The following is a 13161-nucleotide window of genomic DNA, read 5'->3' as shown; positions in this document are numbered from 1 at the left end:
CCGGCTGTACCTCCCGGGGTCAGGCTCCCGGCCATGACGCGAGCACTTCTCCGGCTGGGACTGGCCCTGGCCGTGGCACTGGGTGGACTCGCGGCCGTCGCGCAACCCGCGGCGGCCGCGCCCGCGTTCCAGCTCCCGTTCCCCTGCGACCAGGTGTGGGAGGGGCAGACCCGCACCGGCCACAGCCCGCAGAACTCGGTCGACTTCAACCGCGCCAACGACGAGGGCGACGCCGTGCTGGCCTCCGCGGCGGGCCGGGTGAGCCGGGTGGCGAACGAAGGCAGCACCTCCTACGGCCGCTGGATCGAGATCGACCACGGCGGCGGCTGGACCTCCCGCTACGCGCACCTGTCCAGCCAGGACGTCAGCGTGGGCACCCAGGTGGCCAGGGGCAGGCAGATCGGCAAGGTGGGCAACACCGGCGGCTCCACCGGCGCGCACCTGCACTACGAGCAGCGGCTCAACGGCGACGACGTGCGGATCACCTTCAACGGCAGCCAGATCCTGTACTTCGGCAGCCGGAGCTACACCAGCCGCAACTGCGGTGGTGGCGGCAACCCGTACACCCCGGAGCAGGTCTGCGGCAGCGGCTACGGCGTGGTCGACCAGCAGGCCCTGGGCACGGTCGGCCGCACCTACCTGCTCTACAACAACGCCAACGGCAACAACTGCGTGGTGACCCTGAAGGCGGTCTCGCTGGGCACCGCGAGCGCGGTCTCGGCCTTCCTGGAGGTCCAGGGCGAGGCCCGCAGCACCGACTCCGGCAACTTCACCCACTACGCGGGACCGGTGCGCAGAGCGGCCCCCGGCAAGTGCGTGAAGTGGGGCGGCTCGGTCGGTTCCACCGCTTACACCAGCGGGTTCGAGCACTGCGGTAGCTGAGCCCCGGCGCCAACCGCAGGGAAAGTCTGTGGCGGCCGTCCCCTGGGGGTCGGCCGCCACAGACGCGTTCCTCGAACCTCAGTTTGCCCAGAAACTCAGTTGCGCAGCATCTCCGCGACCAGGAACGCCAGCTCCAGGGACTGCTGGGTGTTCAGGCGCGGGTCGCAGGCGGTCTCGTAGCGACCGGCCAGGTCGGCGTCGGAGATCTCCTGGGCCCCACCGAGGCATTCGGTGACGTCCTCACCGGTCAGCTCGATGTGGATGCCACCGGGGTGGGTGCCCAGCTTGCGGTGCACCTCGAAGAAGCCCTGCACCTCGTCCACGATCCGGTCGAAGTGCCGGGTCTTGTAGCCGGTGCTGGCCTCGATGGTGTTGCCGTGCATGGGATCGCACTGCCAGATGACCTGGTGGCCGGAGGCGGTGACCTTCTCCACGATGGGCGGCAGCACCTCGCGCACCTTGGAGTTGCCCATGCGCGAGATCAGCGTCAGCCGGCCCGGGGTGTTGTGCGGGTCGAGCCGCTGCACGTACTCCACGGCCATCTCCGGCGTGGTGCCCGGCCCGATCTTGAGCCCGATCGGGTTGGCCAGCAGCTCGGCGAAGGCGATGTGCGCGCCGTCGAGCTGACGGGTGCGCTCACCGATCCACAGGAAGTGCGCGGACAGGTCGTACAGCTTGGGCGTCTCGCCGCTGACGTCCATCCGCAGCATGGCGCGCTCGTAGTCCAGCACCAGCGCCTCGTGGCTGGCGTAGAGCTCGACCGTCTCCAGGTTGTGGTCGGTCACGCCGCAGGCCTGCATGAAGCGCAGTCCGCGGTCGATCTCGGCCGCCACCGCCTCGTACCGCTCACCGGCGGGCGAGGAGCGCACGAAGTCCTTGTTCCAGTCGTGCACCCGGTGCAGGTCGGCCATGCCCGCGCTGGTGAGCGCGCGGACCAGGTTCATCGCGGCACCGGCGTTGGCGTAGGCGCGGACCAGCCGGGACGGGTCGTGCGCGCGGGCCTCCGGCGTGGCGACCAGCGAGTTGACCATGTCGCCCCGGTAGGTGGGCAGGCCGAGCGCGTCGGTGCCGGAGGAGCGGGGCTTGGCGTACTGCCCGGCGATCCGGCCCACCTTGACCACCGGCATGGAAGCGCCGTAGGTCAGCACGATCGCCATCTGCAGCAGCGTCCGGATGTTGCCCCGGATGTGCGGCTCGGTGTTGTCGGCGAAGGTCTCCGCGCAGTCGCCGCCCTGGAGCAGGAACGCCTCACCGCGGGCCACCTGGGCCAGGCGGTCGCGCAGGCGCTCGATCTCCGGCGGCACCGTGATCGGGGGAACACTTTCGAGCACGGCGCGGACGTTGCGTACCTGCTCGGGGTCGGGCCAGTCCGGCTGCTGGGCAGCGGGACGGGCGAGGGCGTCGTCGAGACGGGTACGCAGTTCGGGTGGCAGGGGCGGCAACGCAGGAAGCGTGTCGACCGGCACGTCCACGGTCCAGTTCACGGGCCAAGGGTACGCGGTGTAGTCCAGCTCCTGACCCCTGGTACAGCCCTCCCGCCATCTGGAACGAAAACGTGAGAGCAGGCTCACCGAATCAATCCAGTTAGGTCAGGCTAACCTTAAACTACAGGGAGTCATCCAGAGCTGAGGGAGAACGTCATGCAGCGCCCGCTACGGGTCGCGGTCATCGGTGCGGGACCGGCGGGCATCTACGCCGCCGACATCCTGGCCAAGTCCGAAACCCCGGTCAGCATCGACCTTCTCGAGAAGCTGCCCGCGCCCTACGGCCTGATCCGCTACGGCGTGGCCCCCGACCACCCGCGCATCAAGCAGATCGTGCACGCCCTGCAGCGAGTGCTGGAGCGCCCGGAGATCCGCTTCCTGGGCAACATCAACTACGGCGCCGACCTCACCCTGGACGACCTGCGCCGCCACTACGACGTGGCCATCTTCGCCACCGGCGCGGAAAAGGACCGGTCCCTCGACATCCCCGGCATCGGCCTGGACGGCAGCTACGGCGCGGCCGACTTCGTCAGCTGGTACGACGGCCACCCCGACGTGCCGAGGGACTGGCCGCTGGTTGCCAACAGCGTCGCCGTGCTCGGGGTGGGCAACGTGGCCCTGGACGTGGCCCGCATCCTGGCCAAGACCGCCGACGAGCTGCTCAGCACCGAGATCCCGGACAACGTCTACCGGGGCCTGAAGGGCAGCCCGGTCACCGACGTGCACGTCTTCGGCCGCCGCGGCCCGGCCCAGGCCAAGTTCACCCCGCTGGAGCTTCGCGAGCTCGACCACTCCCCCAACGTCGAGGTCATCGTCCACCCCGAGGACATCGAGTTCGACCAGGGCAGCCTGGCGGCCATCGAGCGCAGCAACCAGGTCCGCCAGGTGGTCAAGACCCTCCAGGACTGGGCCATCCGCGACCCCGGCGCCCGCCCCCGTCGCCTGCACCTGCACTTCCTGCACCGCCCGGTGGCCATCGTCGGCGACGGCGTGGTCACCGGCCTGCGCACCGAGCGCATGGAGCTGGACGGCACCGGCGACGTCAGGGGCACCGGCGCCTTCCACGAGTGGCCGGTCCAGGCGGTCTACCGCGCGGTCGGCTACCTGAGCAGCCACCTGGCGGAGCTGCCGTTCGACCACGCGGCCGGCGTGGTGCCGAACGAGGCGGGCCGGGTCCTCGACGGCGCGGACCAGGTGGACCGCACCTACGTCACCGGCTGGATCAAGCGCGGCCCGGTCGGCCTCATCGGCCACACCAAGGGCGACGCGCTGGAAACCGTGAACAGCATCCTGGCCGACCTGCCGAACATCACCCCGGCCCCGGAACCGAATCCGGACCGGGTCACCGAGCTGCTCATCGAACGCGGCATCGAATACACCACCCTGGCAGGCTGGAACCGGCTCGACACCCACGAACTGAAACTCGGCCTGGCCGCCAACCGGGAACGCATCAAGGTGGTGAGCCGCGAGGAGATGGTCGCGATTTCCAGCGAAATGGCGGATCGTTCGACTCGAATTTCGTCGAATTGAGCCAGGCACAGGTTTCCCGCAAGCTCAGGGATTGACTGGGCAGGTCGGCTACTGCAATGTGGCAATACGCTTTCCGCCGCCCTGAAGACGCGGGAGAAACCTGTGCGCTCACCAGTAAGAAAGTTCAAGGCCGGCTTGCTCGCCGCCGTGCTGACGGTTGCCGCTTCCGCGTCCGGTTTGGCGAGTCCGGCCTCGGCCGCCCCGGCCGGCCAACTGAACGCCGCGCAGGTCGTGGCCAACATGGGCGCGGGCTGGAACCTGGGCAACCAACTGGAAGCCAACATCGATGGCACACCCAGCGAAACGGCATGGGGCCAGCCCACCGTGACGCAGGGCCTCATCGACAGGGTGAAGGCGGCCGGGTTCAAGACAATCCGGATCCCGGTCTCCTACCTGCGGCACATCGGCTCCGGGCCGAACTACACGATCAACTCCTCCTGGCTGAACCGGATCCAGGAGGTCGTCAACTACGCCTACAACCGCGGCCTGCACGTGCTGATCAACATGCACGGTGACGGTTACAAGACCATCAGCAACTCCTGGCTGATCTGCGACTCCTCCGCGCAGGCCACCATCAGGGCCAAGTACCAGAAGGTGTGGCAGCAGATCGCGCAGCGGTTCCAGAACTACGACCAGCGCCTGATCCTGGAGTCGATGAACGAGAACTTCGACGGGCAGTACGGCAATCCGACGCAGCCGTGCTACTCGAACATCAACAGCTACAACCAGATCTTCGTGGACACCGTGCGGCGGGCCGGCGGGCAGAACAGTTCGCGGTGGCTGCTCGTGCCCGGCTGGAACACCAACATCGACTACACCGCGGGGAACTACGGTTTCGTGCTGCCGACCGACCAGTACCGGTCCCCCTCGATCCCGCGCAACGAGAAGCGCATCATGATTTCCGTGCACTACTACAGCCCGTGGGACTTCGCGGGTGAGGAGAAGGACACCATCACGCAGTGGGGCCGGGGGTCTACCAATCCGGCCCGGAAATCCACCTGGGGCCAGGAGGACTACCTGGAGTCCCAGCTGAAGAAGATGTACGACACCTTCGTCACCAAGGGCTATCCGGTGGTCGTCGGTGAACACGGCTCGATCGACAAGTCCTCGGCCGACTCCTCGAACAACCGGTACCGCGCGGACTACGCACGGGCCATCGTGGCGGTGTCGAAGAAGTACGGCGCGGCCACCGTCTACTGGGACAACGGCGAAAACGGTCGGCACGGGTTCGGGCTGTTCAACCGGCGGACCGGCGCGGTGACCCAGCAGGGCATCATCAACGCCATCATGAGCGCCGTCCGGTAACCGGAAACGAGAAGAAAGCGACGCTCTCCCCGTTGAGAGCGTCGCTCAGCTCAACCCGTGAACTCAGCCGAAGAAGACCTCGGCCTCGGCGTACCGGTCGGCCGGCACGGTCTTCAGCTCAGCCGTGGCCTCGGCCAGCTTCACCCGCACGATGTCCGTGCCCTTCAACGCCACCATCACGCCGAAGTCGCCGTCGTTGACCGCGTCCACCGCGTGCAGCCCGAACCGCGTGGCCAGCACCCGGTCGTAGGCCGTCGGGGTGCCACCGCGCTGGGTGTGCCCCAGGATCACCGCCCTGGACTCCTTGCCGGTCCGCTGCGCGATCTCCTCGGCCAGCCAGGTGCCGATGCCGCCGAGCCGGACGTGCCCGAAGGCGTCCTTCTCACCGGTGAGCAGGACCTCGGCCCCGTTCTCCGGCACCGCGCCCTCGGCCACCACGATGATCGGCGCGTACTCGCGCTCGAACCGCCGCTGCACCCACTCGACGACCTTGTCCACGCTGAACGGCTTCTCCGGCACCAGGATCACGTTCGCGCCGCCGGCCAGCCCGGAGTGCAGCGCGATCCAGCCCGCGTGCCGCCCCATGACCTCCACGACCAGGGCCCGGTGATGCGACTCGGCGGTGGTGCGCAACCGGTCGATGGACTCGGTGGCGATGTGCACCGCGGTGTCGAAGCCGAAGGTGTAGTCCGTCGCGCCCAGGTCGTTGTCGATCGTCTTCGGCACGCCGACCACACCGATGCCGTCATCGGTCAGCCGCTTGGCCACGCCCAGGGTGTCCTCGCCGCCGATGGCGATGAGCGCGTCCACCCCCAGTTCGGCCAGGTTCTTCCGGATGGCCTCGACGCCACCCTCGACCTTGTACGGGTTGGTCCGGGAGCTGCCCAGGATCGTGCCGCCGCGAGTCAGGATGTCCTCGACCTGGTCCAGGCCCAGCGGCTTGGTGTGACCCTCGATCGGGCCCTTCCACCCGTTGCGGAAGCCGACGAAGTCGTGGCCGTAGACCTCCACGCCCTTGCGGACGACCGCCCGGATGACCGCGTTCAGCCCCGGGCAGTCGCCGCCACCCGTGAGCACACCAATGCGCATGTAGTGCCTCCTCTTCGCGCCGACTGTGAGCGGCGTCTCTCGCGTCACCGCCGAGTCTGCCCGCACCTGGATCGGTGCAGCAAGCGGGGTGCAGATAACCGGCAACACTTCCGGAACTTCGGGCGAGGAGGAGGAACTACCGCCGCCTGCTCAGCGGACCGCGAAGCCCTTCCGCAGGCGGGCCTGCTCCATGACCTGCCAGCGCTGGTAGTTGTGCCGGGCGTCGGCCAGCGCGTCGTGCGCGTCGGCGGGCGGGCCGGGCAGCCGGGGCTTGCCCAGGTCCTCCCAGCGCTGCCGCAGGTCCCTGGTGAACCGGGGCAGCTCCGGCGGCAGCGCGGGCATCGCGCCCCACAGCTGGGCCAGCGCCACGTGGTCGTAGGCGGCGAACCAGGCCCACAGCTCGGGCTGGTTGTCCGACTCGGTCACGAAGTCGAGCAGCTCGCGGCGGATCTGGTTGCGGCTGCGCCAGTGCGGATCCGAGGGCGGGGGCAGTTTGGCGAGCACGTGCTGCCGCACCCACGGACCCGCCCGCTCGGGGTCGAACTCGGTGGACACGGCGTAGTACTCACGACCGTCCTCACTCACCACCCCGATGGATACGAGGTCGATGGTGACCCCGTCCTCGATGAACTCACAGTCGTAGAAGAACCGCACCGACCAAGGTTAGTCGGCGCCCGTTCCGCCCCTGACCGCGACTCAGGCGGCCTTGCGCTCCGGGGTCGCCGAGGACGGCGTGGCCTGCGGCTCCTTGACCTTCGCGGCGTAGACGTCCACGTACTCCTGGCCGGACATCTCCATCAGGGTGTACATGATCTCGTCGGTGATGGACCGCTCGATGAACCGGTCCCCGCCGAGGCCCTCGTACCGGGAGAAGTCCAGCGGCGGGCCGATCACGATGCGGATCTTGTGCGGCCGCCACATCTTGGAGCCGATCGGGTTGGCCCGGTCCGTGCCGACCATGACCACCGGGACCACGGGCACCCCGGCCTCCAGCGCCATCCTGGCCACGCCGGTCTTGCCCTTGTACAGCCTGCCGTCCGGCGAGCGGGTGCCCTCGGGGTAGATGCCGAGGAGCTTGCCCTCCTTGAGCAGCCGAACGCCGGTGTCCAGCGCGGCCTGCGCGGCCATCGCGCTGGAGCGGTCGATCGGCACCTGGCCCAGCCCGCCGAAGAAGGCCCGCTTGAACCGGCCCTTGATGCCCTTGCCGGTGAAGTACTCCCGCTTGGCCAGGAAGGTGACCCGGCGCGGCACCATCAGGGGCAGGAAGAACGAGTCGGCCACCGCGAGGTGGTTGCTGGCCAGGATGGCTCCGCCGGACTCCGGGACGTGCTCAAGTCCCTGGATGGACGGACGGAAGAACAGCCGCAAGATGGGTCCGAGCAGAACCCACTTCATCACCCACCACAACACCGCGGAAAGCGCCTCCCTCAAAGCCCAGACCAGGCCGGTGTACTCCAGACTACGGAGCGAGTTCGACTGCGCACAACGGCAAGGCACGCGTTGACGTGCACAGGTGACCAGGCACACCCATCTTCTTCTGCCGGAAGGCCCATTCCGACGTCTGCCGGGCACGGCCCGCTCATGGGACGATGGCGGTGATGAGCAACCGCGCGGAGGAGACCAACGGACCGGAGGACGTGGACGCCGCCTTCGAGGCGATCGTCGCGGGTCTCCGCCGTGAGGGCAGCGCTCCGGAATGGCCGGAGACCCCGGAGGCCGCGGCCAAGGCCGTCGAGCCGCCGGAAGCGGAACGCGCCCCGCGCCCCGAGCGCGCGGCCGAGGAAGAGCAGCCGTCCCGCCAGGCGGCCGCGCCGCCGGAGGAGGACGAGGGCCACTACGAGCCCCCGGAGCCGCCGCCCATCCCGCCGCTGCGCCGCAGCACGGCCGCGGCGCTGGCGCTGATCGGCCTTGGCGTGCTGCTGTTCTTCACCCACGGCCTGATCGGCATGCTGTGGAGCACCGCCTTCCCGCTGGGCCTGCTGCTGATCAGCGGCGGCATCGGCTGGCTGGTGGTCAACATGCGCAAGGGCCCGCCCCCGGACTCCGGCTGGGACGACGGCGCGCAGGTCTGACGGTAACGGGGTGAAGTGGGCCACGAACTGCGGTTTCTCGTTTGTGTACCGATTCAGTCGAGGCGTAGCCTGAGACTCGTCAGAACCGATACAGAAACGGAAGGCAGGTCCCTCTCCATGGATCAGCTCCAGGCCATGTGGCTGGCCAAGGCGCTCGCCGAGACGAGCTGGGCGCGTGAGCAGAAGCAGCACCGTCGCAACACCACCGGTGGCCGTCGCCGCCGCCTGTTCCGCCGCGGCGGCCGCTGACCCAGCGGCGCCTGACCGGCAGCGTCGCCGGATCAGCCAGGCGTTGTCCACTTGCCGGACCCGAGCCACCGCGCCGGGTCCGTTTCGTTTTCGAAGGCGCTCAGACCCTGGCGACCAGGTCCGCGGCCAGCGCGGCCGCGCCGACGATGCCGGCGTCGTCGCCGAGCTGGGCCGGGCGGATGCGGGCCAGCGGGCGGTGGCCGGCTCCGGTCACCTGCCGCGCGTAGTGCTCACGGGCCTCGTCCAGGAACAGCGGCGCGGACTCCGAGACCCCGCCGCCGATCACCACGACCTCCGGGTCGTAGACGTCGGCGACCAGGGCCAGGCCCTCGCCGAGCCAGCGGGCCAGCTCGCCGAAGGCGCGCAGCGCCAGCGGGTCGCCCTCGCGGGCCGCGCCGGCCACCGCGCGGCCGGTGATGCCGCGGCCGTCGCGCACCGGCTCGCGGGCCAGCACAGTGGACAGGCCGGGCTCGGTGGCCAGCAGCTCCACCGTGGTCGCGGCCAGCGCGGTGCCCGAGCAGTAGCGCTCCCAGCAACCCCGCTTGCCGCAGGGGCACGGGCGGCCGTCCGGCACCACCCGCAGGTGGCCCAGCTCGGGCGCGACGCCGTGCGCGCCGCGGAAGACCTCGCCGTCGACCAGCAGCGCGCCGCCGATCCCGGTGCCCAGCGCGACCAGCACCGACACCCGCGCGCCCCGGGAGGCGCCGAAGCGGTACTCGGCCATGGCCGCGGCGTTCGCGTCGTGCTCCAGCACCACGGGCAGCCGCAGCTTGCGGGTCATCCGGTCCGCGACCGGGGCCTGCCGCCAGGCCAGGTGCGGGGCGAAGCGCACGCCGCGCCGGTCCTCGGTGACGAACCCGGCGACCGCGAGGCCGACCGCGCACACCTCGTGCCGCTCGGTCAGCTGGCCGACCACCGAGGCGATGGCGTTCTCCAGCGCGTCCTGGCCGGCCGGGGTGGCGGTGCGGGCGGTGTCCAGCACCGAGCCGTGGTCGTCGACCACCCCTGCCCGCACCGTGGTCCCGCCGACGTCGATGCCGACAGTCAGCACTCCCGCTCCACCGCGATCCGCTGTACCCGGGGCGCGCTCGGCGCTTCGGGCTCAGGCGACCCGGCGGGCGACGGCGTGGCGCCGGCGTCCTGGCCCGGCGCCGCGGGCACCCGCTCCTCCATGGCCGCGCGCAGCGTGCCCAGCAGCCCGGCCAGGTGGTCGGCCGCGCGCACGGCCAGCTCCGGCCGTTCACCGCGGGCCACCGCGATGGCCGCGCACAGCGGGCACCAGCCGCAGCTGGCCGGACTGTGCTCGCCGCCGGGCTGCTCGGCGGCGAGCTTGCGCAGCCAGGGCACCGCCCGCTCGGCCAGGGCGTCCAGCAGCAGCCTGGCCTCCTCGGCCAGCCGGTTCTGTCCGTCGCCGGTGTTGTTCTGCTCGTTCATCGCCTCACCGCATCCAGAGCCGGGGGTCGGGCCGGAACCGCACGGTCAGCCCCTCGGTCCCGGCGGCCGCGCCGGTCACCTCGCACCGCCGCAGCGCCGCGGGCAGCGCGACCAGCTTGCGCCTGCCGTCCACCGTGACCACCAGGTCGTCGTCCACCCGCGCCAGGTCCACTGCGGACTCGGCCAGCAGCGGCAGCGCCAGGTGCAGCTCGTAGCGGGCGTCCAGGCCGCGGCCACCGCCGCTGACCGAGACCAGCGGCGGCCGGTCGGCCCCGGCCAGCGGGTCGCCCTCGCCGTAGAGCTCGGCGGCCAGTTCCAGCAGCGCGGGCACCCCGACCGGTTCGGCGGCCCGGTGCTCCACGATGCGCACCGGCACGTCGGTGGCCTCGTGCAGCTCGGCCAGCACGGTGTCCTGCTCGCCGCGGCGGGTGCGCAGCCACTGGGCAGCGGCGCCCCGGCCACCGGCGCCCAGGTCGGGCAGCACCCGGTTGGCGACCAGCCCGTCCACCCGGATGCCTTGCAGGGCCAGCGCGGTCAGCGTGCGCCGGGTCTCGGCGGCGACCACCCGCTCCGGGGTCAGCACCAGCCGGACGCTGGTGTGCTCGGGGCTGACCAGCAGGTCGCGCAGGGCCTCCAGCCGCACCGCCAGCCTGCCCAGCGCCTCGGCCGCGGCGTCCCACTTCTCCACCGTAGCGCTGCCCGCGACACCGGCGAGCAGGCCGCGGACCACCCTGCGGTGGGTGGGGAAGAGCCGTTCCAGGTAGCCGGCGAAGGCTTCGGGCAGCGCGAGCAGGCGCAGCGTCTCGGCGGTCGGACCGCAGTCCACCACCACCGTCTCCCACGGGCCCAGGCGCGCGGCGCGCTCGACCTCGGCGAGGGCGAGCAGCTCCTCCACGCCGGGCAGCACGGTCAGCTCCTCGGCGTCCAGCTCGTCCACCCCGGCGCCGGCCAGCACGGTGTGCAGGTGCCCGCGCAGCTCCTGCCAGGCCCCGTCGACCAGGCCACGGGCGTCGATCTGGGCCGCGTACAGCCCGTTCGCGCCCTCGACCTCGGCGGGCGCGGAGGTCAGCGGGGCGCCCAGGGCGTCGCCGAGGGAGTGCGCCGGGTCGGTGGAGACGACCAGCGCTTTGTGGCCGCCTGCCGCGAGGCGGGCGGCCGTCGCGGCGGCGAGGGTCGTCTTGCCCACCCCGCCCTTGCCGGTGAACAGCAGGACACGCACGAGTGACGATTCTCCGGGACGCCGGTTCAGCCCGCGCTCTCGACCCGCCGCTTGAGGTTCTTCAGCGCGATATCCATGATCATCTTCTCCGCCTTGCGCTTGAACAGCCCGATCATCGGGATGGCCAGCTCGACGGTGAGCGAGTAGGTGACCTTGGTGCCCGCGCCCTCTTCGGCCAGCTGGTAGCGGCCGTTCTGGGCCTTCTGCATGGTGCCCTTGACCAGGTTCCAGCCGAGCGAGCGGCCGTCCTCGCTGTAGTCGTAGGCGAGCACGTACTCGTCCTTGAACGCGCCGGCGTCCACCTTGAACCGGACCTGGCTCGGCCGGCCCGCCCCATCGGTCTCCAGCACCTCGACGGACTTGAACTGGTCGGCCCAGTCGGGATAACTGACGAAGTCGGCGATCACCGCCATGATCTCCTCTGGCGAGGCGGCGATGACGATGGACTGGGTGGACTGGTCGGCCATAGCGGGGAGGTTACCGCGTTCGGGGGTCACCACCGCAGCACGTAGGGCCGCTCCCGCCGCTGGAAATGACCCACGTTGACGCATTCCGTCCGCCCGATCCGCATCCGCTGGGCCAACGGCTGGTGCACGTGCCCGAACACCGACCACCGAGGCCGGTCCCGGTCAATGAGCTGCAAGATCGCCGAGGACCCCAGCTCGGCCCGCCGGGCCACCACGTCGTAGGTCAGCTCGGCCCGGGCGGGCGGGATGTGCGTGCAGAGCACGTCGACCGCGCCGAGCTCCAGCACCGCCTCGCCGAACTCCTCGGCCGAGCGGAGGTAGGGCAGCCAAGGCGCGTTCCGCGGCAGCGAGGTGCCGGGCAGCAGCAGCGCCCCACCGGCGAACCCGAACCGCAACCCGCCGATCTCGGCCACGTCCCCGTCCAGCACCTGGAGATCGGACCCGGCGAACTCCTTCCACAGGTACGGCAGGTCGACGTTGCCGGGCGTGGCATAGGTCGGCGCGGACATCGCCCCGAACATGGCCGCGTACTGCTCCCGCGCCGCCTCCTCGATCACCGCCGCGGCATCCGCCAGCCCAGCCCACAACGACCGGACAAAGGCCCCGGCTTCCCCCCGCCGCCCGCCTTTGCGCAGCTCAGCGAACTGGCGAACCTTCTCCGCGCCGAACACCGCGCCGAAGATCCCGCGCTCGTGGTTGTGGTAGTCGACGAAGTCCAGCAGGTCCCCAAGCACGACCAGCGCGTCCGCTCCGTCACCGGCACGGGCCAGCGCGTCGGCGTTGCCATGGACGTCGGAGACCACATGAACTCGCACGGAACGACTTTAGGCGAGCGGCGGGATCAGTTGAGGCGGCCCAGGTCGATCGTGACGGGGAAGGGCACCGTGGTGGTGAAGGTGCCGGTGGCGCGGGAGAGGTCGACGATCCAGTAGTGCGGGATACCCGCGTCGGCGTACTCCAGGCGCTTGGTCACGGTGACGGTGCGCTGTGCGCCAGGCACGAGGAACTCGATGACCACGCGGACCTCGGAGGCCCGGATCATGCCCCCCGCCGCCTCGATCCTGGGCAGCACGGAGCGGTCGACCACGACAAGATCCGGTCGCCGCGAGAAGCCGGGTTCGTCCGGAGGGGCGAGTTCCAGGTCGATGTCGGCTTGTGGCACGGCTTCGAGGTCGCCGGGGAGCTGCCGTTCGAGCTCGGCCATGAACCGGTAGATGGCCCTGCTGTGCCGCGGCGCCAGGCCAGGAGTCAGCAAGAGACGGCCTTCCAGGAGTTCGGTGTAGCCGTGCTCGAACTCACCCAGCGCGAGGTAGTCGTCGATGGTCAGGAGGCGAAAAAGAGTGGTCTGCGGAAGCGCGGTCACCGCGTCAGCACCGCCTCGGCCTTGGCGTTGCGCTCGAACTTCGACCACGGCGTCCCAGCCCCGCCCC

General features: G+C 70.6%; 15 protein-coding genes. 5 read left to right on the top strand and 10 right to left on the bottom strand.

Annotated features, from left to right (window positions below; all coding sequences use genetic code 11):
• The first annotated feature begins 33 nt into the window (after positions 1-33).
• On the top strand, positions 34-882 hold the full coding sequence (locus tag N8J89_RS09485) for a M23 family metallopeptidase (protein ID WP_283663958.1): 849 nt from the start codon (positions 34-36) through the stop codon (positions 880-882).
• A 95-nt stretch (positions 883-977) separates the two neighbouring features.
• Here the strand turns inward: N8J89_RS09485 and N8J89_RS09480 are convergent, their stop codons facing one another.
• A complete protein-coding gene (locus tag N8J89_RS09480; RefSeq protein ID WP_283663957.1) occupies positions 978-2366 on the bottom strand; it encodes a class II 3-deoxy-7-phosphoheptulonate synthase in 1389 nt (462 codons plus the stop codon).
• Positions 2367-2522: 156 nt separating this feature from the next.
• On the opposite strand from N8J89_RS09480, the gene N8J89_RS09475 reads away from it, so the two are divergent.
• Both N8J89_RS09475 and N8J89_RS09470 read left to right on the top strand, forming a co-directional pair.
• Positions 2523-3896 (top strand): FAD-dependent oxidoreductase, encoded by a 1374-nt coding sequence (locus N8J89_RS09475; RefSeq protein ID WP_502868433.1) that lies wholly within the window; start codon positions 2523-2525, stop codon positions 3894-3896.
• A 147-nt stretch (positions 3897-4043) separates the two neighbouring features.
• Positions 4044-5201 carry a glycoside hydrolase family 5 protein gene (locus tag N8J89_RS09470; RefSeq protein ID WP_283663956.1) on the top strand — a complete coding sequence of 386 codons (1158 nt, stop codon included), beginning with the start codon at positions 4044-4046 and terminating at the stop codon, positions 5199-5201.
• A 63-nt stretch (positions 5202-5264) separates the two neighbouring features.
• Here N8J89_RS09470 and N8J89_RS09465 read toward each other — a convergent pair whose 3' ends face one another.
• The 3 genes from N8J89_RS09465 to N8J89_RS09455 form a co-directional block, all read right to left on the bottom strand.
• Positions 5265-6290: a 6-phosphofructokinase gene (locus N8J89_RS09465; protein WP_252485798.1), complete on the bottom strand. Its 1026-nt coding sequence runs from the start codon at positions 6288-6290 to the stop codon at positions 5265-5267.
• A gap of 150 nt (positions 6291-6440) precedes the next feature.
• Positions 6441-6944: a polyadenylate-specific 3'-exoribonuclease AS gene (locus N8J89_RS09460; protein WP_283663955.1), complete on the bottom strand. Its 504-nt coding sequence runs from the start codon at positions 6942-6944 to the stop codon at positions 6441-6443.
• Between the two features lie 42 nt (positions 6945-6986).
• Positions 6987-7700 (bottom strand): lysophospholipid acyltransferase family protein, encoded by a 714-nt coding sequence (locus N8J89_RS09455; RefSeq protein ID WP_283666130.1) that lies wholly within the window; start codon positions 7698-7700, stop codon positions 6987-6989.
• 188 nt (positions 7701-7888) lie between these two features.
• Here N8J89_RS09455 and N8J89_RS09450 point away from each other — a divergent pair, with 188 nt between their 5' ends.
• Positions 7889-8362, top strand: coding sequence for a hypothetical protein (locus tag N8J89_RS09450; RefSeq protein WP_283663954.1), 474 nt, complete (start codon positions 7889-7891; stop codon positions 8360-8362).
• A 117-nt stretch (positions 8363-8479) separates the two neighbouring features.
• Positions 8480-8611 (top strand): hypothetical protein, encoded by a 132-nt coding sequence (locus tag N8J89_RS09445; protein ID WP_283663953.1) that lies wholly within the window; start codon positions 8480-8482, stop codon positions 8609-8611.
• A gap of 100 nt (positions 8612-8711) precedes the next feature.
• Here N8J89_RS09445 and N8J89_RS09440 read toward each other — a convergent pair whose 3' ends face one another.
• From N8J89_RS09440 to N8J89_RS09415, 6 genes are read right to left on the bottom strand one after another with little or no spacing between them, the layout of a single operon-like run.
• Positions 8712-9662: an ROK family glucokinase gene (locus tag N8J89_RS09440; RefSeq protein ID WP_283663952.1), complete on the bottom strand. Its 951-nt coding sequence runs from the start codon at positions 9660-9662 to the stop codon at positions 8712-8714.
• Positions 9656-10045, bottom strand: a complete 390-nt coding sequence (locus tag N8J89_RS09435; protein ID WP_283663951.1) for a ubiquitin family protein — start codon at positions 10043-10045, stop codon at positions 9656-9658. Before N8J89_RS09435 ends, N8J89_RS09440 begins: the two co-directional genes overlap by 7 nt.
• A gap of 4 nt (positions 10046-10049) precedes the next feature.
• Complete coding sequence (locus N8J89_RS09430; RefSeq protein ID WP_283663950.1) at positions 10050-11264, bottom strand: ArsA family ATPase; 1215 nt, start codon at positions 11262-11264, stop codon at positions 10050-10052.
• Positions 11265-11290: 26 nt separating this feature from the next.
• On the bottom strand, positions 11291-11731 hold the full coding sequence (locus tag N8J89_RS09425; RefSeq protein WP_252485793.1) for an SRPBCC family protein: 441 nt from the start codon (positions 11729-11731) through the stop codon (positions 11291-11293).
• Positions 11732-11757: 26 nt separating this feature from the next.
• Positions 11758-12546, bottom strand: a complete 789-nt coding sequence (locus N8J89_RS09420; protein ID WP_283663949.1) for a metallophosphoesterase family protein — start codon at positions 12544-12546, stop codon at positions 11758-11760.
• A 26-nt stretch (positions 12547-12572) separates the two neighbouring features.
• Positions 12573-13094, bottom strand: coding sequence for a Uma2 family endonuclease (locus N8J89_RS09415; RefSeq protein WP_283663948.1), 522 nt, complete (start codon positions 13092-13094; stop codon positions 12573-12575).
• Positions 13095-13161 lie beyond the last annotated feature (67 nt).

This window comes from Crossiella sp. CA-258035 (assembly GCF_030064675.1).
GTDB lineage: Bacteria > Actinomycetota > Actinomycetes > Mycobacteriales > Pseudonocardiaceae > Crossiella.
Note: the sequence above shows the minus strand (reverse complement) of the source record. Positions and strands in the feature narration are given on the sequence as shown.

Bases quoted from the DNA above. Each gene is read 5' to 3' on its own strand.
- N8J89_RS09450 (WP_283663954.1), top strand. From the start codon at position 7,889: ATGAGCAACCGCGCGGAGGAGACCAACGGACCGGAGGACGTGGACGCC.
- N8J89_RS09475 (WP_502868433.1), top strand. From the start codon at position 2,523: ATGCAGCGCCCGCTACGGGTCGCGGTCATCGGTGCGGGACCGGCGGGC.
- N8J89_RS09485 (WP_283663958.1), top strand. From the start codon at position 34: ATGACGCGAGCACTTCTCCGGCTGGGACTGGCCCTGGCCGTGGCACTG.
- N8J89_RS09445 (WP_283663953.1), top strand. From the start codon at position 8,480: ATGGATCAGCTCCAGGCCATGTGGCTGGCCAAGGCGCTCGCCGAGACG.
- N8J89_RS09435 (WP_283663951.1), bottom strand. From the start codon at position 10,045: ATGAACGAGCAGAACAACACCGGCGACGGACAGAACCGGCTGGCCGAG.
- N8J89_RS09425 (WP_252485793.1), bottom strand. From the start codon at position 11,731: ATGGCCGACCAGTCCACCCAGTCCATCGTCATCGCCGCCTCGCCAGAG.
- N8J89_RS09465 (WP_252485798.1), bottom strand. From the start codon at position 6,290: ATGCGCATTGGTGTGCTCACGGGTGGCGGCGACTGCCCGGGGCTGAAC.